Source organism: Akkermansia sp. N21116 (genome assembly GCF_029854705.2).
Classification (GTDB): domain Bacteria; phylum Verrucomicrobiota; class Verrucomicrobiia; order Verrucomicrobiales; family Akkermansiaceae; genus Akkermansia.
This window is the reverse complement of record NZ_CP139035.1, coordinates 3,000,675-3,020,854: the sequence shown is the minus strand read 5'-3', so window position 1 is coordinate 3,020,854 and position 20,180 is coordinate 3,000,675. Positions and strand designations below refer to the sequence as shown.

The 20,180-nt window shown below is 46.8% G+C and carries 28 protein-coding genes; all 28 read left to right on the top strand.

Features of this window, described 5'->3' with window-relative positions; genetic code table 11:
• The 28 genes from QET93_RS11420 to QET93_RS11285 all read left to right on the top strand — a co-directional run bounded on the left by QET93_RS11420 (position 1) and on the right by QET93_RS11285 (position 20,176).
• The gene (locus tag QET93_RS11420; protein ID WP_280132348.1) at positions 1-966 is read left to right on the top strand and encodes a hypothetical protein; all 966 of its coding nucleotides are present in this window, start codon (positions 1-3) and stop codon (positions 964-966) included.
• The gene (locus QET93_RS11415; RefSeq protein ID WP_280132349.1) at positions 963-1,604 is read left to right on the top strand and encodes a lambda exonuclease family protein; all 642 of its coding nucleotides are present in this window, start codon (positions 963-965) and stop codon (positions 1,602-1,604) included. The genes QET93_RS11420 and QET93_RS11415 overlap by 4 nt, the downstream gene beginning before the upstream one ends.
• Positions 1,601-1,957, top strand: coding sequence for a hypothetical protein (locus tag QET93_RS11410; protein ID WP_280132350.1), 357 nt, complete (start codon positions 1,601-1,603; stop codon positions 1,955-1,957). Before QET93_RS11415 ends, QET93_RS11410 begins: the two co-directional genes overlap by 4 nt.
• Before the next feature lie 157 nt (positions 1,958-2,114).
• Entirely contained in the window at positions 2,115-2,753 is a 639-nt protein-coding gene (locus QET93_RS11405; protein ID WP_280132351.1) for a hypothetical protein, read from the top strand.
• The gene (locus QET93_RS11400; protein ID WP_280132352.1) at positions 2,743-3,093 is read left to right on the top strand and encodes a hypothetical protein; all 351 of its coding nucleotides are present in this window, start codon (positions 2,743-2,745) and stop codon (positions 3,091-3,093) included. The genes QET93_RS11405 and QET93_RS11400 overlap by 11 nt, the downstream gene beginning before the upstream one ends.
• Complete coding sequence (locus QET93_RS11395; protein WP_280132353.1) at positions 3,090-3,383, top strand: hypothetical protein; 294 nt, start codon at positions 3,090-3,092, stop codon at positions 3,381-3,383. The genes QET93_RS11400 and QET93_RS11395 overlap by 4 nt, the downstream gene beginning before the upstream one ends.
• Complete coding sequence (locus QET93_RS11390) at positions 3,380-3,613, top strand: hypothetical protein (protein WP_280132354.1); 234 nt, start codon at positions 3,380-3,382, stop codon at positions 3,611-3,613. Before QET93_RS11395 ends, QET93_RS11390 begins: the two co-directional genes overlap by 4 nt.
• The gene (locus QET93_RS11385) at positions 3,610-4,194 is read left to right on the top strand and encodes a hypothetical protein (RefSeq protein ID WP_280132355.1); all 585 of its coding nucleotides are present in this window, start codon (positions 3,610-3,612) and stop codon (positions 4,192-4,194) included. The genes QET93_RS11390 and QET93_RS11385 overlap by 4 nt, the downstream gene beginning before the upstream one ends.
• An 18-nt stretch (positions 4,195-4,212) precedes the next feature.
• A complete protein-coding gene (locus tag QET93_RS11380; RefSeq protein WP_280132356.1) occupies positions 4,213-5,028 on the top strand; it encodes a hypothetical protein in 816 nt (271 codons plus the stop codon).
• Positions 5,029-5,031: 3 nt separating this feature from the next.
• Entirely contained in the window at positions 5,032-6,366 is a 1,335-nt protein-coding gene (locus QET93_RS11375) for a DnaB-like helicase C-terminal domain-containing protein (protein ID WP_280132357.1), read from the top strand.
• Between the two features lies 1 nt (position 6,367).
• Positions 6,368-6,622: a hypothetical protein gene (locus tag QET93_RS11370; protein WP_280132358.1), complete on the top strand. Its 255-nt coding sequence runs from the start codon at positions 6,368-6,370 to the stop codon at positions 6,620-6,622.
• Positions 6,606-6,806, top strand: a complete 201-nt coding sequence (locus QET93_RS11365) for a hypothetical protein (RefSeq protein ID WP_280132359.1) — start codon at positions 6,606-6,608, stop codon at positions 6,804-6,806. The genes QET93_RS11370 and QET93_RS11365 overlap by 17 nt, the downstream gene beginning before the upstream one ends.
• Positions 6,807-6,850: 44 nt before the next feature.
• Positions 6,851-7,144 carry a hypothetical protein gene (locus QET93_RS11360; RefSeq protein ID WP_280132360.1) on the top strand — a complete coding sequence of 98 codons (294 nt, stop codon included), beginning with the start codon at positions 6,851-6,853 and terminating at the stop codon, positions 7,142-7,144.
• Complete coding sequence (locus tag QET93_RS11355; RefSeq protein ID WP_280132361.1) at positions 7,141-8,682, top strand: hypothetical protein; 1,542 nt, start codon at positions 7,141-7,143, stop codon at positions 8,680-8,682. Before QET93_RS11360 ends, QET93_RS11355 begins: the two co-directional genes overlap by 4 nt.
• On the top strand, positions 8,679-8,888 hold the full coding sequence (locus QET93_RS11350) for a hypothetical protein (protein WP_280132362.1): 210 nt from the start codon (positions 8,679-8,681) through the stop codon (positions 8,886-8,888). Before QET93_RS11355 ends, QET93_RS11350 begins: the two co-directional genes overlap by 4 nt.
• Positions 8,889-8,890: 2 nt before the next feature.
• Positions 8,891-9,400 (top strand): hypothetical protein, encoded by a 510-nt coding sequence (locus QET93_RS11345; protein WP_280132363.1) that lies wholly within the window; start codon positions 8,891-8,893, stop codon positions 9,398-9,400.
• The gene (locus QET93_RS11340; RefSeq protein WP_280132364.1) at positions 9,397-10,761 is read left to right on the top strand and encodes a DEAD/DEAH box helicase family protein; all 1,365 of its coding nucleotides are present in this window, start codon (positions 9,397-9,399) and stop codon (positions 10,759-10,761) included. The genes QET93_RS11345 and QET93_RS11340 overlap by 4 nt, the downstream gene beginning before the upstream one ends.
• A 51-nt stretch (positions 10,762-10,812) precedes the next feature.
• Positions 10,813-12,552, top strand: coding sequence for a collagen-like protein (locus QET93_RS11335; RefSeq protein ID WP_280132365.1), 1,740 nt, complete (start codon positions 10,813-10,815; stop codon positions 12,550-12,552).
• Position 12,553: 1 nt separating this feature from the next.
• On the top strand, positions 12,554-13,405 hold the full coding sequence (locus tag QET93_RS11330; protein WP_280132366.1) for a hypothetical protein: 852 nt from the start codon (positions 12,554-12,556) through the stop codon (positions 13,403-13,405).
• Between the two features lie 12 nt (positions 13,406-13,417).
• Positions 13,418-13,870 carry a hypothetical protein gene (locus QET93_RS11325; RefSeq protein ID WP_322189995.1) on the top strand — a complete coding sequence of 151 codons (453 nt, stop codon included), beginning with the start codon at positions 13,418-13,420 and terminating at the stop codon, positions 13,868-13,870.
• A 6-nt stretch (positions 13,871-13,876) separates the two neighbouring features.
• Positions 13,877-14,221, top strand: coding sequence for a hypothetical protein (locus tag QET93_RS11320; protein ID WP_322189994.1), 345 nt, complete (start codon positions 13,877-13,879; stop codon positions 14,219-14,221).
• Positions 14,205-14,780, top strand: coding sequence for an N-acetylmuramoyl-L-alanine amidase (locus QET93_RS11315; protein WP_280132369.1), 576 nt, complete (start codon positions 14,205-14,207; stop codon positions 14,778-14,780). The genes QET93_RS11320 and QET93_RS11315 overlap by 17 nt, the downstream gene beginning before the upstream one ends.
• A gap of 14 nt (positions 14,781-14,794) precedes the next feature.
• Complete coding sequence (locus QET93_RS11310) at positions 14,795-15,112, top strand: hypothetical protein (protein ID WP_322189993.1); 318 nt, start codon at positions 14,795-14,797, stop codon at positions 15,110-15,112.
• A complete protein-coding gene (locus QET93_RS11305) occupies positions 15,109-16,479 on the top strand; it encodes a DUF935 family protein (protein WP_280132371.1) in 1,371 nt (456 codons plus the stop codon). Before QET93_RS11310 ends, QET93_RS11305 begins: the two co-directional genes overlap by 4 nt.
• Before the next feature lie 11 nt (positions 16,480-16,490).
• Positions 16,491-17,234 (top strand): hypothetical protein, encoded by a 744-nt coding sequence (locus QET93_RS11300; RefSeq protein ID WP_280132372.1) that lies wholly within the window; start codon positions 16,491-16,493, stop codon positions 17,232-17,234.
• A gap of 160 nt (positions 17,235-17,394) precedes the next feature.
• Positions 17,395-18,021 carry a hypothetical protein gene (locus QET93_RS11295; protein ID WP_280132373.1) on the top strand — a complete coding sequence of 209 codons (627 nt, stop codon included), beginning with the start codon at positions 17,395-17,397 and terminating at the stop codon, positions 18,019-18,021.
• A 55-nt stretch (positions 18,022-18,076) separates the two neighbouring features.
• Complete coding sequence (locus QET93_RS11290) at positions 18,077-19,156, top strand: phage protease (protein WP_280132374.1); 1,080 nt, start codon at positions 18,077-18,079, stop codon at positions 19,154-19,156.
• A 6-nt stretch (positions 19,157-19,162) separates the two neighbouring features.
• A complete protein-coding gene (locus QET93_RS11285) occupies positions 19,163-20,176 on the top strand; it encodes a major capsid protein (protein ID WP_280132375.1) in 1,014 nt (337 codons plus the stop codon).
• Positions 20,177-20,180 lie beyond the last annotated feature (4 nt).

The following is a 20,180-nucleotide window of genomic DNA, read 5'->3' as shown; positions in this document are numbered from 1 at the left end:
ATGGAACTTGTTACTCTTAAAATTGAAACGCGCGGCGAGGTGTTGTCCTCGAACCTGAAGGAATTCCGTGAGTCTGTTAAAATGGCTTTGTCGTCTATCAATCAGAAGCCAGAGACGGATGAGGATTTCGGGAAGGCTGAACTCGACGTGAAGGCCCTGAAGAATGCGGAGTCTGTTGTGGAGCAGGCAAAAAAGGAAGCTCTTGCTCAGGCGGAGGACCTGCAAAAGCTTTTCGCAGCTCTCGATGAGTCGAAGGGCGAAATCAGCGCGGCTCGTCTGGGGTTGGAGAAGGTGATTGATAAGCGCAAGAAGGAGATCCGGGCGAACCTTGTTGACAAGGCGAAGGATCGTCTTGATTGCGCATCGCATTTACGGAGTCGCTACGATGATTTGATTGAAAGCTCTATTAAGGGAAAGCGGACGATCAGGTCTATCCAAGAGGGGTTGGATGTGGCCGTGGCTTGCGCGAACAAGTCGATTGCTGAGACGAAGAAGGTGATTGATGAGTTTGTGGCGGAGTACGGAGAAGACATGGTGATGGATCGCGAGGAGTTGGAGATCAAGCGGGCTGATGTTGTGGGCGTTGAGCTCAGGCGTCGTCTGGAGGTCAAGCGGGCAGCGGAGGAAAAGAAGCGTCTTGAGGAGGAGGCGAGGATTGCCCGCGAGGCCGAGAAGGCGGCGAGAGAGGAAGCGGCGGCGAGGGATTTACCCCCTGCGTTGCCGACGTTGCCTGTACCACCGCCGAATGTGTCTTTTGTAGGAACTGTTTCCAAAAAGAAAACAGTTCAGGAGACAGAAGAACAAGAGCTTGCAGGGTTCTGCACCCGTGTGGTTTCTGTGTTCGGTGGATTGCGTGCAGCCCGTGAAGTCTTGAAGCATCCCGGAAATATTGAACTGGTGAATGAGTTTGCCTCATCGGTGAATGAAGCATTTGCCAAGCTGAAGAAGGGAGGAAGCGCACAATGAAGATCTGGCCGAATATGGAGCAGAGAACGGAGGAGTGGTTCCGCGCCCGCGCTGGTCGGTTGACGGCGAGTAATTTTGGAAGGTTACTGACGCCGAAGACTGGCAAAGATTCCTCACAATGGGAGGCTCTTGCTATTGAGCTTTGTTGTTCGTGCATTCGCCCGGATGAGGTTCAATGGGAGGGTAATTTCCATACGGACCGGGGGGAGGCTTTGGAACCGGAAGCGAGGGAGCTGTTTGCCCGGACTATGGAGCTTGTGGTTGAGCAGGTAGGTTTTGTGACGAAAGACGATAATCCTGTGATCGGATGCTCGCCGGATGCCCTGGTCAAGCTTGACGGGAGGTATGCGGGAGGTCTTGAGATTAAGTGCCCTCTCGCGAAGAATCATGCCCGGTATATTCTGGATGGCGTTGTGCCGGATGAGTACAAGGCCCAGGTTCATGGGTCGATGGTTGTGACGGGGTTGCCGTGCTGGTATTTCATGTCGTACTGCCCTGGGTTCCCGCCTTTTATCAGGCTGGTTCCGTGGGATGCGTACACTGATAAGCTGGCAGATGCTCTTGATCGGTTCACGATTTACTACTCGGAAATTCGTAGCCGGATTATGCCAGTCCTTACCAGAAAGGAGGCCATATGAGTCAGTTGCTTGTATGCCTACCCCATACTCCGCGCGATCTCTCACCGAATGGTCGAACGCACTGGGCACGGAAGGCGGCACTGACGAGGCGTTGCAAAACAATGGCATGGGCACACACGATGGAAGTGCTGAAGGGGCGTAAGTTCGAGGCGTCCCGGTACTCCGTCAGATGGTATTACAAGGGGATGTGCCCGGATGCTGATAATGTGCTCGCTCGGCTAAAGTCGTACCTTGATGGGGCTTGTGCCGCTATGGGTATTGATGACAGAGGGCTGAGCGTCGGGAGCATCGACAGGGTTCATGATTTGAACCGTGCCGGGAAGGTGGAAATTGTTTTTGAGATGGGAGAATAAGCAATGAGACTATCAAAAGAAGAAATGATTAATTCAATAAAGGATTTATTTGGTATTTTAGCATTTGGTCTATTTATGTTATCGGTATTATCCGTATTGGGTTATTTGATTGCTAGAGTCGTAATGTTCCTTTTTGAATGAAGAAAGTATTAATCTGATGAGACTAGAACAAATTAAACAGTGGGACCTTATTGAGTACAGACCAATTAAATACGATGACAGTCGTACTGAAAAAGCAATTATTCTAAATGTATTCGAGCAAAAACCATGTGTTAGAATACTAGGGGAATTTATGGTGGAATCTATAGTAATTGACATGGACCAAATCACCCGCATTCTCTACAACATCGGAGACCCGTTCAAGCAACAGGAAAATCCAACGGAGTTTTGCACCTTATCCGAGGCTCTCGTTAAACTCGAAACCGGCGAGTGGAAGGAAGCCGTTGATGTAAAAGGGGATATAATCAAGATTCGTGAAGACAGCAAAAGAGCCTATTGTTTCCGCAGAAGCAACGGAAATTACATCTATGTGGATGGTTTTGGCTTCAACGGATCCCGTGAGTGGACTGAGCGCAAAAAGCCAGAAGAAGAATTAAAGCCCTGCTTTTGCGGGAAGCTTCCCGAGCTTATTGCATATTCGAAGGACGGGAGGACGTTTAATTATTACAACTGTGATTCTACTATTGATGAGGGTTTCAATCATTTTTTAAAGGCAGATGACGCTGGTGATGAATACGACGCTCGGGAAAAATGGAACATATTAATGAAACAGATTGATAATTGCTATGGAAAATAAACATTCTTTATGCCCTCTTTGTGGAGGAGAACCGAAACGGTTTGAATCTCCGTTTCAGTCTGAATTGTATGCCTATGGATGCCCGGAATGCGAGTTTACAACCTTTTGGGGTGTAAGGCTTCATTGGTTAGCTTGGGAAGCTCTTGTTTCCAAGTTCCCGCCGATCATGCGTATTGAGATATGGGACATTTTAGAGCTTTGTAATGGAGACCTTGTAACTGTATCGGATATTAACGAAGAGAGGGATCATTTCAAAACTAAGGGCGGTAACGTATGGTTGAATAGTTCGGTTGTGCGTACATGGCCTTGGGAGCTTGAAGTGAAAGGAGGCGACCAATGATTAAAGAACGTCCAATATTGATGTCCGCTCCGATGGTACGAGCTATCCTTGCCGGACGGAAAACGCAAACGCGGAGGCTTGTTAAATCCAAGAATGACATTAACGCATATGATTCCGTCGATGTTTTATCGAAAGAAGAATACAACGAATATGTTGCGACTGAATTCAATGCAAAGGTTGTGGCTAAAAAGCCCATGGCATTATTCTTCAAAAATTTTATCAACGACCTTGATATTGAATGCCCGTACGGCAATGTTGAAATCGTTTTTGAGACGGGAGGCGAACAATGAAAATTAATCACTTTAATTGGTCATCCGATTTAGCATTTGCTCACATGTTTGAAAACAAAGGGAAAGTCATGGAATACATTAATCCCTTTGGAAGCATCACAAAAGTAATGTGGAATGGCGCTTTTTGGATGCGGATAAACAAAGATGGAACTCGAGAAGTAACGGGATTTACGTCGTACATGACTAGATCGAAATTCCGTCCTGAAAATACGGAAGGAGGCGAGCAATGATTCATATTCTTCTATCCGTCAGGCTCCCCTATTCTGAGAAGATCCTTTCAGGGGAAAAATCTTGGGAACTGCGGAAAAACGTACCGCGTCTCAAAAAAGGCGACTCCGTAACGCTTTGGCTTTACGAGTCCGGAAAAGATGGGGCGAGGGCTATCATCGGCAAGTGCCGGATGGTCTCCTATGTACGCATGCGCCACATGCCATTCCGCTGCATTCCTGATGACTTTATAGAGGACTTTTGCGTAACGGGCGAACACCTGCGCGACTACCTCCCTTGCTATGCTTGGAGGCTTCAAGATCCTGTAAAACTCCCCCGTGCCGTCCATCTCTCGGAAATCGGAGTGACCCGCCCACCTCAAAGCTGGCAGTACATCAACGAGGAAAAGGCGGTCATTTTGGAAAAGGCGGCGTCATTGACTTCAAAGACTTGCGTTGAATGTGAGTGGTGGAGCGGTTGGGATGGCTGTTGCATGTCGTACGAATCTGGCCATATATGGGACGAGATGCCTCCGGATCATCCTGCATGTGGTAAGTTTAAACCCGAAGAAACAGAACAGGGGGAAGATGATGAAGGATCTTGAAGGAAAGGAGGTTGAGTGATGGCTGGGGACTGGATTAAAGTAGAAAAAACAACCTTGGATAAACCGGAAGTTTGGGAACTGGCCGAAAAACTTGGCATGTCAGATCCAGATTACGTTTTAGGCAAACTCATGCGTTTTTGGATGTGGGTAGACGGAATTACTGAAGATGGACAAATCAAAACATCTTACGCTTTTATTGACCGCTTAGTGCATTGCTCAGGTTTCGCTAGGGCGCTCGCAATGATTGGCTGGTTGGAAGGACGCGATGGCCTTCTTTCAATCCCTAATTATGACCGACACAATAGCCGACCTGCTAAAGCGAGAGCACTTGAAGCCGAAGCTAAGAGCCTAAGACGCAAAGAAAATAAGAATGTCGGACAAATGTCCGACACATGTCCGACAAAAACAGCAGAAAATGTCCGACCAGAGAAGAGAAGAGAAGAGAATATAGGAATAAACAAAGTAGAGAGCCATTCCACCGTGGTTAATGGGAACGAAAGCAGCACGAAAGGCTCGCTCCAATCATCTCAATTTCCAAAATCGGTTGATGAAGTCAAAGCTATACTCCAAGCCGAGGTGGACAGGTGTTTGCTGCTCCTAATGCCAGATGATCTCCACGACTGCGCTTATCAGTACTTCAATGCAATGGAAGGCTGCGGCTGGCTGGATAGTCGCGGCAGAATGGTGACAAAGTGGCAATCGCACGCAAAAACCTACGCTGCAAAGTGGGCTAAAAACATAAACACCTACTCCAAGGACGAAACCAAGGCCGGAATCTCTCTGGAATCCATGCCTTGCCTGAACGAAAACAATCAACTTAACCAACCAAACTGAAAAATGAACACTTCAATCATACTGCCAAATGCCCTCATTGCCGCAGAAAGGACGGTTCTCGGCGTTTGTTTGTCAAATCCGGTAAAGATATCGTCACTGATGCTGAAAGGCGTTTCTAGGGCGTTTTTTGCGCTTCCAGGGCATAAGGCTATCTGGGGGGCTTTGGAAGATCTTTCGAAGACTCCTGAAAAATGCAACGCAATCGAGCTTGCAAAGAAGATGGAAGCGGAGGGAACGATCGATGATGTTGGAGGGATACAAGGACTCACGGAGATTGTGTCAGGGTATTCATACCTCTACCAATTCGATGATTCTCTTAATGTCGTCATAGAAGCAAAAAAACGGCGCGATGCAATGGATGCAATCAATAGACTTCAAGAAAAGGCTGTTGATTTATCCGTTGATTCGGATGATCTGCTCGCCTATATCGAAAATGAACTTGTCGGCCTCAGAAAGACAAATAAGAATGCTTCTATCAGGCGTATCGGTGATGCGGCCGCAAAGGTTATTGACGATCTTGAATTCCGCATGGCACACCCTGGAGCTATTCGTGGACTTTCAACAGGATTTCCTTCTTTAGACAGAACTCTTGATGGACTTCAAGACGGTGCAATGATTGTTGTTGGTGCAAGACCGGGTATCGGTAAAACATCATTTCTGGTCAATATTCTTCAACATCTTACACTTTTAGAGCCCGCAATAAATGTTGGTATGATTTCTTTAGAGATGCCGGCAGATCAACTTCTTGAACGTGTTCTATTCCAGATTTCAAAGATTAATTCCGCTGAGTTGAGACGAGGAAGCAAAATAACTCAGCACCAATCACAAGCATTTACACGAGGATTAAAGGTAATCAAAAATGCTCCATTCTACATTGCGGATAAATCAGCAATGACGATAGGCGAGATACAGGCTGTTGCGCGACAGATGGTTAATGAACACGGCATTCGCTGTCTAGGTGTTGACTACCTGCAACTTGCTAAAGGCATGAGCAAACAGGGAGTAGGAAATCGTGAGCGTGAAGTATCCGAGATCTCAGCCGGTCTCAAGGCAATTGCCAAGGAGCTGAGCATACCAGTGATTGTTCTCGCGCAGTTGAACAGAGATGTCACAAAACGTGATGGCAAAGCAGCAATACCAAAAGTTTCTGATTTGAGAGATTCCGGCTCCATCGAGCAGGACGCAGACCAGGTGCTTTTGCTTCATCGTCCATCGCCTGACGACAAGGAAGCAGATAAAACAGAAGCAAGCTTGATTGTTGGTAAAAACCGATTTGGGCTAACAGGACACATAAAGCTTAAATGGAATGCAGGATTAACACAATATATGGAGGCATAAAATGACTAAAATAGAAGAATACGAGAAAATATATGATGAAGTGGAAGAAGCTGTCAAAGGCTGGAGTCATCAGACAAAGGAGGATGTTTTAATCAATATCCTTTGCCTGTACGTTTCAACGGCCAAGAACAAGAACAAAGAGGTCAGTAATCATCCTTTTGTTATTCGTATAACAGATGTTTTGCGGAGACATGGATTAAAAACAAAGGAAGAAATCATAAACGAAAAAAGGAATAAAAATGAATCAGGGATATAAGCCAGAAGTACAGGGGCGAATTGAAAAAGCAGCCATGTTGATGCGCCAGGGGTTACCAAAGTGCAGAGCATGCGTAGAAGCAAAAATTGATGTCCCCCTTGTCAATTACTGGGAAAGACAACGTCCAGACGTGAAACAGTTGATTGCCGAATCGCTGTTGATTGGAAAAACAAAGATGAAATAATCAATTTTTTAATTCCGGACTGTATGATATAGGGAAAATAATCTATGCGGCAACCGGTGATTACAGTCAGACGCAATTCATCCAAGTCAAGAACGCTTGGCTGGAAGGCTCGTCTTACTGTAACGCCGGATGCCAAACTAAAGGGAAGGACTGTTGAAATTGGGCTTGGCACCAGGTCAGAGGCAGAAGCTATCAAGAAAGCTGAAATTATCGCTCGTGCTATGTTTGCAGCAGGGTTTATCCCTAAAATGATTCCAGTCAAGATGGATAATAGAACAGTAACCCGTTTTGAACAAGTGGACAAAAAGAAACCTGAGCAATTACTGTTGAACCTATGAGCATCGATCTGAAAGAGTTTATTGCAAGTCATCCTGCACCGCAGGGACTGAGTGAGGAAACATGGGCAACCCTTGCGTCTGTGATGTCAAAGAGTTCTCTGTTTGATTCCAGGACGGAGCGGGTGAAACTTTATGCACGTTTGATGGAAATGACCGGGGAAGTCATGACAAACGCTAAAAAGACTCTCCCGGATGGAAGGACTGTTTCGAAGACTCAAGGGAAATCTGACTGGGTGAGTAAGGCGCGAGAGTTCATGATTTCAGAAGGAATAATAGAAGCTGAGGCAGTGGGGAAGAGCTATCACAATGATGTGAAACGTACAGGATCTCTTGCTCGTCTTCGTCTTGTTTTTGATGTGGCCGTAAGATCGGCTTTGGCAAAAGGAGCATGGGAGAAAGCAATGTCTCCAAGCGAGCTTGAAGAAAATCCTGCCTATCGTTTTGTGCGTTTTCCTGGAGCAAAGATTAAGCGTAAAGTTCATGAGGAAAACGAGAATGTTGTTCGCTTGAAAACGGATTACAAGTTTTGGGCTGATGAAATGAATTCGCCGGAAATTGGAGGATTCAAGCTTCCTTGGGGACCGTTCGGGTTTAATTCTTACATGTACCAGCACCCAGTAAGTCGGGAGGAGTGCGAAAAGATTGGACTTTTGAAGCCAGGGAAGAACGTTCAAGATACTGCCGGTGCCAATAGATTTGGTATTGATCTACCAGAACGATATGGAGCGGAAAAGAAGGTGAGCGTAAAGGATGTTCCTGAAGAACTGAAAGAACGTCTTCGTGAGCAAATGAGACAAATGTTTGGTGCGGACGCAATTGATCAGGATGGAAACGTTGCTTTCCCCATTGAGGAGGCTGCAAAACGTGCTCGCGAAGAAGCCGCGAAGGTTACGCGAGATATACGCGAAGGGCTTGCTCTTACACAACTTGTCAGTAAGGTTAGCGATAAGCTGGATATTCAGCCGGCACGAACTGGTATTGTTGATATTGTAAAGGAGGTGCCGAATGTTATTGATTCCGTTCACAAGGATGGTCCGTTGAACAAGATTCCGGTGTATCCGAAGAAAATTGATGATATGGGGCGTGATTCGAATGGTGGATTCGTTTACTACAGTGATTTATCGAATCATGGGTATGATCGTATAGCAGTAAAGTCTACGAGCAAGACGCCGATGATTACAATGGTTCACGAGGTTGGACATTTTATTGATTTGAGGGGTACTCCTGGTGAAGGGTGGGGGACGGATTCGGAGTTGTTCGATAGTTTTTTTAATGCTGTGTATGAGACGGATGGGTATCGCCGGATTTTTGATTGTTACGATTTGAAGTGGTGCCGGTATGCAATTCAGAAGAAGGAAATTTTTGCGAGGGCATATTCACAATATATTATGGAGAAGTCCCAGCACCCTGTGATGTTGCGTGAGTATGAGATGGCAAGGAAAGGCTCTGACGGGTTCTTCGATTTATGGGAAAGAGATGATTTTAAGGTATTAATTGATGAAATAGATGTTATATTCAAAAAACTAGGATGGTTATGAAACGGATTGATGAGTTGAACAGTCAGGAGGCTGAGGCATTTGCCGAACAGGAATCTCGGGCGCATGATGGGGAGATTAGCGCAGATGAACTAAGGCAGTGGATGGTGGAGAATGATATTTTCCCGGATCCCATTGTGTTTGTCGCTTTGGCTCAGACGATTGCCAATCGGGATGCTGAGAAGACGGGTATCCAGGTTATTTATTAAATATGAAAGAGGAAACAACAAAGAATAAAAAGCCAAGGAAGGATTCTAGGAGTATTCCTATTGGTAAGTTTAATGATATTTGTGAAGCTGTTGCTTCTGGAAAAAGCCTTACACATGCTTGTAAAGTTCAAAAAGTTTCACGTGCTTCGTTCCTACGGATGTGTGAGTTAGACGAAGAAAGGCGAAACGAGTACGTGCGCGCGCGCGAAGCATGTCTTGAAGTGTGGGCTGACGAAATTATCGATATTTCTGATGAAGCGGAAATAGTTGCCAATACACCATTTACTGGAGGAAGCGCCGTACAAGCAAAAAGTGTCAGAATTGATTCGCGCAAATGGATACTATCAAAACTTCTTCCTAAAAAATACGGTGATGCGAGTAAGCTTGAACTCACTGGTGCAGATGGTGGACCAGTTGAAGTTGTAGAACAACGTACAGCAGAAGAGGATAAACGTTTTGCCGAAATGCTGGCATCTGTACAAGCGAAGGTGCAAACGGAAGATGGACAATGATCAACCTTGCCGACAGCCCATCATATTTTGCTTATAGATATTTAGGACTGACGCTCTATCCGTGGCAGGTAGAGACTCTTGAGGCGATTGCGGCGGGAAAGAAGACGGCTTTGAGGGCTGCGAATGGATCCGGGAAGACGGCCGCTGTAATCGCTGTGGCGATTTTGTGGTTTTTATGGAGGCATCCAAAAGGGAGATGTGCTGTAACATCAGGATCATGGATGCAGGTTGAAAGCCAGCTCTGGCCGGCTATGGAGCGTTTCAAGAATCTTCCTATTTTCAAGGGCTGGAAGTGGAACCATTGCCACATTTCAACTCCACAGGGTGGGTTTGCAATTGGTTTTTCGACGGTGAATGCAGGACGTGCGGAAGGTTGGCACGGAAGACCAGGTGCGCCTGTGTTTTATGTGGTGGATGAGGCGAAGACGGTGGGTGAGGGAATATTTACTGCTATTGATAGATGTACGTTGCAATATCAGCTTTATGCGTCGTCTCCGGGTGAAGCTGCCGGACAGTTTTACAGGTGTTTTTACGATGAAGCATCATTGTTTTATAAGGTTCATGTGACGGCGTTTGATTGTCCGCATATTACAAAAGAACGTATTGATCGTGTATTGACGAAATGGGGAGAGGATCACTGGTTGACTCGATCAATGATCTACGGAGAGTTCACGGCTGATAGCGACATGCTTGTGTTACCGCCTGATGAATTGAAAAAGGCTCTCTCAATGCCTCCGTCTGAGCGGATGGGTGGTCACAGGACGGTGTTTATGGACGTTGCTGCAGGTCGTGACGAAAATGTTGTTGCTGTACGTGATGGTAATTGCATCTGGATTGAAGAAGCATGGCATGACAGAGATACAGTACAGGCTGTACGGAGAGCTATCGAGATATTCAAACGTATTGGAGTACATGATTGTGACGTGTGGGTTGATGCCCCTGGGCTTGGTGTGGCGATGATTAACGATTTCCGTGAAGAAGGATGGTATGTGAATGAATACTGGGGTGGAGCACAGCCGGAGGATCAAGAACGGTATGTATCTCTGAATGCTGAAGTTTGGTTTTCGGGATCAGTGGATATTACGCAAGGCAGGGTGAAGTTGCTTGATTTAGATCCTGTGTTGTTTAGACAGTTGACAACGCGACGGATGGAGTATGCGGATAAGGGGAAAGTGCGTCTTGAGGACAAGAAAAAGATGGCTGAAAGAGGGCTAAAATCTCCCGATAGAGCAGATGCTATACTTGGTGCAATCTGGACAGGAACGGCCATGTCTGGCGTGTGGACTGGTGAGGGCACTGCTCCTGAAGTGGGAGAGGCAGTCTATCAGCCCGAAGTTTATGCATTTGACACTCCAATTTAGCCCGTTTTGAGATAATGGACAATACTTGCTCTAGTGTCGCATGATTACGGCATGGATCTTGTGTTACATCTGGACACGCGCGATGTTACGAACAATGAAGGAAACCCGATTCGCCCGCTTTATTTGAAGCGTGGCGATGCTGCTCCGTGGAGGGTGCGTGTAGAAGGTAATGGATATGTAGGTTCGACGGTGACGTTTGCGGCTATTGTCCCGTCTTTTTCGTCAGGTGCGAATGTGATTAAAGTCGATAGCGTTATTGGTGCTGATGGATATGCAACCTTAACGCCCCAGTCACATACAACTGGACTCGACGAAGCACTTGGGCTTGGAACCTCAAATGCCGTCAGGTCTGTTATGCTTGCCGGAGAGTTTAAGCTGTCCACGTCTAGCGGTATTGTCATTGCAACTCTTGATATCCCATTGCGTTACATGATGGGGATTATCGTTGATGGCTCCGATCCGGAACAACTTGAATCAACAAAGCTTGTGGCCGGAGAGACGGTTACATTGCCGGCAGGAAGTCAAGCGGATGCGGATATTGTGTATGCGGGAGGTAATTATGTGGCTACCTTTGCGATACCTCAGGGAGAGAAAGGTGATCCTGGTCCCAAGGGCGACCCAGGCTCCAAGGGTGATCCGGGGCCTAAAGGGGATCCCGGTCCCAAGGGGGAGACGGGACCGCCTGGTGGTGTGGATAAGATTGGCAATGCGACTGGGGTTATCACGCTCGGAACGGGGTTGTCGATGTCCAATAATATGTTGAGCGCGGAAGCGGGGATGACGTGGCTGAAGCCGCATCAGCCGAGTGAGAATTATGCTGAGATCCGGGGATATAGCGAAGTGCATGACAATGTCGCTCTTGTCGGCAATTATTCAAACGCCGGAAAATTTCCGTACCAAGTGCCTCAGTTGTACTTCAAGTACAACATGGTTAACTCGTCGATTTATGCTCGGCCTTCGGTTGAGGTCTCGTCGTACAATGAGCGATGGCTTGTTAATGTGTCGATGGTCAAGGCTTTGATTGATGGTTATGGCGGCGGTGGAGGAAGTGGGGATACGACTGATGTTCCCGGAACAGGCGATTATCTTCCTGTTTATTCCCATGGGAGCAACTATTCTCCATATAGCGAACGCAGTGAGATATATGATCCTATCAATATAATTGGAGAGTATAGCTCTGATTACAATACGTCCGTGTATGGTGTGCCGTGGATGCAGTTTAGAGATACTGGTGGTACAAGCTATTACAATAAGCCTGGCGTTGGGTTTAGCGAGTATCAAGACAAATGGCTGGTAAACGTCGGAATGGTAAAAGAGCTGATTGATAACTATGGGTCAAGTGGGGGAGGCGGAAATTATCTACCTGCATCATGGTCCGATGGTGGTAATCGTTATGATATCGAGCATAATGTTTCAATCCAAGCCGGTAATACTCTCTCTGCAGACTATTTTGAGACGCGAAAAGGTGCATTTTTGAACACGGATGATTATTCCAGTAAAAATAGATTTATTATGGGTATTACTGTACCTGAGTCTAATTTTTCGTCTGGAAATTACGGATACATGGGCTGGCCGCGCCTGGGTGCATGGCGAGTAAACAGATCTGGTGATAAGAGAGATCACCACGATGCTGTATTTCCCTTCGGAAATTTCAGTACAATGGACAATACATGCATCGTAAACCTGGGGGTTTTAAAATATGCGCTCTTAAAGTTTATGGAAGAGTGGTCAGGCGGCAGTGGGACGCTGGGTCCATATTGGAGCAATTACAGTCAACTTGATCAATATTGATATGAGTGATAATAGTTTAACGTTTGTATGGTTTACGTTTCGGCGTGACGGGAGCCACCTGTTGCGTTCTGTGCAGAGTGTGCGCAGGCTGTATCCTGATGCGACACTTATTGTTGCTGATGATTTGAATGATCCGATGAGGAAACGAGCTATCAGGACATTAGAGGGTTGGGGGTGCTTGATGGCTCCTACATCGTGGCAGCGCAACGGGAACCTTCGTGGCTGGCATGTGGCGCAGGCTATTGCACGTACATTGTCCTGGGCGCAGCGCATGACAGGGGCTAGTGCTGTCGTTAAGATCGACAGTGATGTTGCCATTCTCAAGCGTGGGTGGATTGACGAATTTATTGAGTCGGACTGCATTGCCGGAGGGTTTAGGAGTAAGTGCGGACGTGGACTGTGTGGGCCATGTTATGCGCTGAAGCCGGAGGCATTAGAAGAGCTGCTACAGAGCTATGAGATGGAGATTCCATCTTATTACAATACGGAGGAGGATTATGAGATGACATCTCGTCTGATGCGGACTCATGGGACGAATCCTGACGGATGGATGATGCAAATCCCATACAGCTTTTTAGGCATGTCTCCTGAGTTTTATGATGCACGCTGTGGAATGTACTTGTGGACTCAGGATAGCCCTGCTTGGCGCAATATGATTGCTCGTCAGTGGGAAGCCCTGTGTGTCGGTTATGATCCTGCTCCACCGGATGATGCTGTTACTGCTGAACATATGACTAAACGCGGTCCAGTGAAGGTTGCAATGACAGCAAAAGGATGGGCGTTGTGGCAACGTGCGCGAGTGGCTAGGTGCCGAGTGATGAGGGATATGATGAAACTTTCAACCAACAAATAAAAAACAATGACTATGAATAATCAATGTGACCACGATGATGTAATTGGCAAGGCGTTTTATGATGTGATTGTCGATGCAAATATAGAGTACGGCAATAAGCCGTGGAAGCCCTGGAACGAGCTGGATGAGCCTCAGCGTGAGGCGTTCAGAGTTTTGGCTCGGAAGGCGCTTCCTATTATTGGAAAGCATGCCCTGGATGATGTGAAAGATTATCTGGGGGGTCAGATGGCGGCGGAATCTGGCTGGAAGCGGGTTATGTATTGGCTGGCTGCGGCTGTGATTGGTGGTGTGGCAACGTTCTGTCTGTCCGGTTGCGGACACGATGTGACTGTTGCACCTGGACATAGCGAGATCTGCAAAGATGGAACGTGCCTGGTTATTGATCGTGACTCTCAGACAATCACGTATCGTCAGGATGCGGGAGATCCACAAGATCAGCCGATTGTCGTCCAGAAGGGCAAGTGATTTTGGATGGCTCCGGTCCGTGGTGCGGTCGCGACCGACTGCATAAAAACGCGTTCGGGCCGGGGCAATCCAACTATAAAAGAATACTTACAAGTTCAATTTATGAAAATAATCACTGAGTTGATGGTTTACATCTGTGTCGCGTTTGCGTCTATGGTGTTTGGTTATTCTACCGCAAAAGACAAATATAACCCAGTAGGATCGATAGATGTCGATGCCAAGGGTTTTGGATATATCGTGTCTGTCCCCAAAGGTAAATCAATAACACTCAGAGCACCAAGCGAGCGCGAAATTACCGTTGTCCCTGATGCTAAATATTTTATCGGAGAAAATCATGAAAATTGCAATTGATATAGGACACGCGAATGGAACGGGATCACGTGGAAACGGGATGGAAGAACATGCTGTGGCAACGAAGATCGGCACCAACTTAGCTGTGATGCTGGAAGAGCAAGGCCATGAGGTCGATGTGATTGACTTTCCGAATCTGAGCAATACCGCGGATATCAATAAGACTGTCGCGGCTGTGAATGCCGGGAATTACGACATCTCGGTATCAATCCATTGCGATTCATCCGACAGCCCGAATTCTTGCGGTGCTCATGTGTGTTACAACCGAACGTACACAAAGACTGGGGATATAATCGACAGCGTCAAGGGTAAGGCTCTTGCTCGTTGCATAGCTGCTCGCATTACCAAGATACTTCCAGGTCGAGCCGATACTACCCAAGCGCGGCCAGACAAGAGCAAAAAGCTTTCGAGTATTGCTGTTCTTCGGGATACAAGGCCGCCCGCTGTGCTCGTCGAGTGCGGGTTTATCACCAACCAGCATGATGCGGAGATGATGAGAACCGCCCCTAACTGTATTGCCCAGCAGATTGCTTTGGGTATTAAGGACTTTGCCAAATGACGAACATCGGAGTAATGACCTGGATCATGGCTTCCGCTGCGGGAGTCAGTAGCGCAATGACGGACATGCCGGCATTGTCAGAATTTGCTGGATTTGGCGCACTTGGAACTATGGCTTGGATCGTGAATGCCGTGATCAAGTCACAGAAAGAAGCTCGCGAAGCACTTGAAAAACGTATGGCCGAAGAACGGGCAGAATTTCAGGAACGGCTTAACAGAAAGGATGCGCGAAACGAGGAGTTGATGAATCAGCTTATCGACAAATGCCCGAAGTGTGTCCTGGCACAAGCAGCTAACAAATCCCTCATTGAGGACGAACTACCACGAAAATGATCAATCCATTTAAGCGAGTCTATACTTATGTTGTCGAGCGATACGCTCAGGACAAATTCGACCATTGGCCGACAATATATCTTGATCCTAAAAATCTGAAAGGACTCAAGGAATCGATTGAGTCAGGTCAGCTTGATAAGCAGGAACAGCTATTCATGGCGATGATCCAGGGATGGCCTCGACTGAAGAAAAACCTGAATGAAGTGGCCGGAGCTGTATCGCGTCTCCAATGGGGCTGTACTGCATGGGCGGAGCGTGGACAGAAACCGACACCAGAAGATCAGGAAATTGCCGATATGGTTGATTCCGCGATTTGGCGAACGTCTCCTGACCCTACAAAATGGGAACAAAGCACTGAGGACCTTTTGAAGTCTTTGGCGTATATCGTTGCCTGCGGCCAGACGGTCCATGAAATCATGTGGAAGAGTGATGATATCATCTATCCTCGTGCATTTTGTCCTGTCTCTGCAAAGTATTACGCATGGGCGTATAAGCATAATGAACCTGACTGTTTGAAGCTATATCCTCAAGGCATAGACAGAATGCCGGACGGTATCGATTTCCCTCCGAATAAATTCCTTGTAGGGCTTTCTAAGGGCGACTTATTTCATCCTATTTTCAATAGCAAGCTGAGAACGCTTGTGGGTTGGTATGGTGCTTCGATGTGGGGGCTGACGTGGTTGGTTAATTACTGCCAGATATTCGGGATTCCTTTCCGTATTGCAAAAGCTCGTGGCGCGAATGCTGTTGAGGAGGCAGGCAAGGCTATGAAGCAACTGGCTTCTGGCGGGTATGCTGTTTCTACAGAGAACTTCGAGTTTGAAGTTCATGATGCGACAAAGTCCACGTCATCTATTCCGCAATCCGTCTTAATCGAACTCGCTGACAAGGTCTGTGACAATTTGATTCTTGGTCAGACGCTTACTTCGGACAACAAGGATGGTGGAGCCTATGCCCTTGGCAAGGTGCATGAGGGTATCCGGCAAGAGGTAATCATGGATATCGCTTCTGTGGTGGCAGAGGTGCTCAATACGCAGCTTGTCAAATATATCATACAACTCAATTATGGTACTCTTCCATCTCGCTTGCCTCGCTTTGTACCGACATTCCCTGGTGATGAGGCAAACCTTGATAAGGTGGAGTTTCTGCAAAAGGCGAAGGATCTTGGTTTGGATATTCAAAAGGATTGGTCATATGAGTTCCTTAGCATCCCGCAACCATCTGACGGCGATGATGTACTATCGAATGATGGTAGCGACGATTATCCAGATGATTATCAGGATGATACTGAAGATGACATTGATCCAGATGAGGATGATATAGCCAAGGCTGCCTATGAGCGGGGAAAATATCTGCGCCTATCCTGAAGGCCGAGGATATGGCGCGGAAAGCATCAATGGCCGCCGAAAGCATCCATGCAGAATGGATTTCACCTGTCCGGGAGTGGATCGAGAACATGATCCGGCTGGCAGAGGATGAAAATATATCGGAAGATGACTTTTTCGAGCAACTTCAAAACGGGCTAAAATCTTTGCCGGAAACGCGAGATGATATCTTTATTGATCGGTTGTGGGATCTTCAGGCAAATGGGTTTAAAGCAGGCTGGGAGGCCGACTGGGACGAATACGACGAAATTCATGCAAAGGGTACAAGTGAAGGTGCTCGAAAGGGATGGGATAAGCGCGGAAGAGGAAGAAGAGATGACTGGAAAAAAGCCCGTGAGGGTATGACTCCAAAGCAGAATCTTGCAAATGCTATACGCGCAATGCGTTGGGTGATGAAACACAAAAGAACTGCTACTCGTGTTATGTATCGCTATGGTCTTGGATGGGTTAATTTTCCGTATGGACTCCCTGGACATAAACGCCCAAACTCTAATGGTGTAACGCATACTGATGGATATGGTTTATCACACATCCTTGATAAACACGGGGATCGGGCTTTACGTAGAATGCCTTTGATTCTTGCATATGGGAAACTAACAAAGCATATAGACAATGAAAAAATATCTATTACATATGGTAACGAAGTTGTTCATCTTAGGAGAAATAAGGGAAGAACAAAATCTTGGGCTATAACTTCTTATGACTCCACAAAAGGAGGTAAAAGAGATGATTACTAAAAATAAAAAAAGCGACACATGATGCCGCTTCTACGATCAGATTCACGGGACCGAATCCGTCCCCAGCTACTCAACAAACCATCTGATTTCACTCTTGTCTTAGTGGAATGTGAGGTGCCGACCGGACATTTACGATACAAAAACATAGCAATCTGTCAACATGGAATTTGATATTACAATAGACCTGAGTGGTTTCGAAGGGATGGCGTTGAAGAAGTCGTTTGAATCCATTGATACGTTGCAGAAAAATGCAGTAAGATCGATGGGTAGCAAAACAATGGATTGGATTGTTGGATGGTATCAGGAGAAGGGGGAAGACTATTTTGACAATCCTGAAAGCAAGACACATGGAGCAGGTCGCCAAGATACGAGGTGGGCCGAAGGAATGCTTCAGGGATGGACGTATACTTCGACCGGTGATACAGCTATTATTGGTTTTGCACATCCTAGGGCACCAGGTAGCTTTTACTACAAGGTCCATGGTGGGACTATTACAGCAAAGAATACACGTGCCTTAACGATTCCCATCAATCCTCTGGCACATGGTAAAAAGGTTTCAGATATTGAAGCTTATTTAGGTGAAAAGCTATTCCGTCCGTATGGAGCGGATGGGAAAAAGGCTGATTATCTTGCCGCGCAGATACAAGGGGAAGGGCTTGTTCCTATGTTTGCTCTTCGAAAGTCAGTTCATATCGATCCATGGCCTGGTGCTGTGCCTGAAGAGTCTGACATCAAGGCTACCGCAACGTATGCGGCGATGAATTTTTATATAGACAATCTGGGCTAAATTAGCCCGTTTTGATGACGTTGCGCGATTCGTGGATTGTTGCCATGTTGGCGGCATGATTGTTACGAGTGTTATTGAAAACGGCGGTAAAGCCCCCGATGCCATCCTTTGGATGCCGAAGGGGGAGCATATTATTTCTGCGAGTAAAAACGGGAAGCCGTACAGGGGAAAAGTTATTGTGACGGCTGCCGCTGTTCCGAAGTTGCAGGCGGATCTTGAGGCGAAGCTTGCCCGGAATGTGAAGCCAGTTATCTATTATGATCACAAGCGGGGGGCTGTTGCTTACCAGCCCGCCAGATTTGAGTGGGATGATGATAAGGGTATTGTTCTTTGTGGTTCCTGGACGCGTGGAGGCAGGAATGCGGTTGAAGGGGGGGATTACGGATATTTTTCTCCGGCATTTTTGCTTTCCAAAACGGGCGAAGTTGCGGGTCTTCCGCGTGATATTGAGGTTGGATCTCTTGTAAATGACCCGGCATTTGAAGAAATCGAGCGTATTGCAGCCGCTTTTCACGACTGGACGGACGAAGAATTAGCCCGTTTTGCCGATATAGACGATTTTCAGGAAAACGATAACAATGAAAGCCTGAAAGCAGAAAATCAACCTGCATCAACCAGCAATAAAAACATGGACATTAAACAATTACAGGACATTGGCATTCTTACTGCTGATGAAGTCAAGGCGGCAAACGCTGAGACTATCGCACTCGACAAGCTGAAGAAGATGAAATCTGATTCTGAAGCGAAGTCCGAGGAACTCGAAGCCACCAAGAAGAAGCTGACCGACAAGGAAGGCGAGCTGACCAAGTGTCAGAAGGAACTTGATGGCTACAAGGATGAAATCAAGGCCGCCCGCGATAATACTGAAGCCCAGGCAAAAGCCAAGGTTGAGGAAGCCGTTAAGGCTGGCAAGATTGGTCCTAAAGACGAATCAGCTCAAGCGTTTTGGCAAAAGGCACTTGAAGACGATTTTGTTACTGCTTCCAAGCAAATTGACGCAATGGGAGCTAATCCTGCCCTGAGCACTGAAAAAGTGGCTGGCGGGAAAACTGTAACAGAAAAGAAGGAAGACGAAGAGGAATCAGGTTTTGACCGCCTGACTGCCGCTTTCAATGAAGAACTCAAAAACGATTAAACCATTATGCCTAAATTCCTAACACTACTGGATATTCAGAAAAAGAATGGGACCAGTAAAGATGTCGCCATGATTGACGAAATCATGATGACAGCACCGGAAGTTACTTCCGTTTCATCCCGGACTATTGCCGGGACCACGGCGAAGACATATATTCGAACCGGGGTTCCCCGTGTCGGATTCCGTATGCCTAACGCTCCCGCTGATTACGTTGCCTCAACGTATGAAGTTAGAACTCTCGAATTGTTTTCAATGTCTACACTTGTCTTTGTTGACGATTTGATTTTGGAAGCTTCCGTTGACGGCCCTGCATCTGTCATGTCGGCAGAAACGATCGGAGTTGCTCAGGGGTGTGCCTTGTCCCTTGGCTCTCAAATGTTCTATGGAAAACGTATCGACAAAGACGGTTTCCCTGGACTGTATGAGTTTATTGATGACTCAATGCTCATGTCTGCAAATGAAGCCAAGAAGGACACTGAAGAAGGTACGTCCGTCTATGCCATTGTGGAAGGCCCTCGTGGCGTTCAGTGGTACTATGGAAACGGCTCCGGTATGAAGCTTGGCCCGTGGGCGGACAAGGAACTTCCCAGGAAGCTGGAAAACGGTGAAATCGGTTCCGTGCCTGGAAAGGGCGCAAAGCTCAATTCCTGGGTTGCCATTGTCAACCATTCGAAACTGACTGCTGCACGACTGAAAAACATCGGTGATGCCGAAGGAACAACTCTAGATGATGACAAGATTGCCGATCTTCTGATGCGTTTCCCATCCGGTATCAAGCCCACGAAGTTGATCATGAACCGCAAGGCTCTAAACCAGCTTCGAAAGAGTCGTCAAATTGTAGCCGCATCCGTAAATGGTGGAAGTGTTGGTGGTGGTTCTATTACGACTGCTCCAATTCCTACCGATGCATTTGGTATTCCGATCCTTGTAACAGATTCCATTTTGGATAATGAAAGTGATTTGAGTTCCATCAAGGGCATCTCGCATTACGGCCAGAAGCCGCAGGGCAAGATCAAGTAACAAT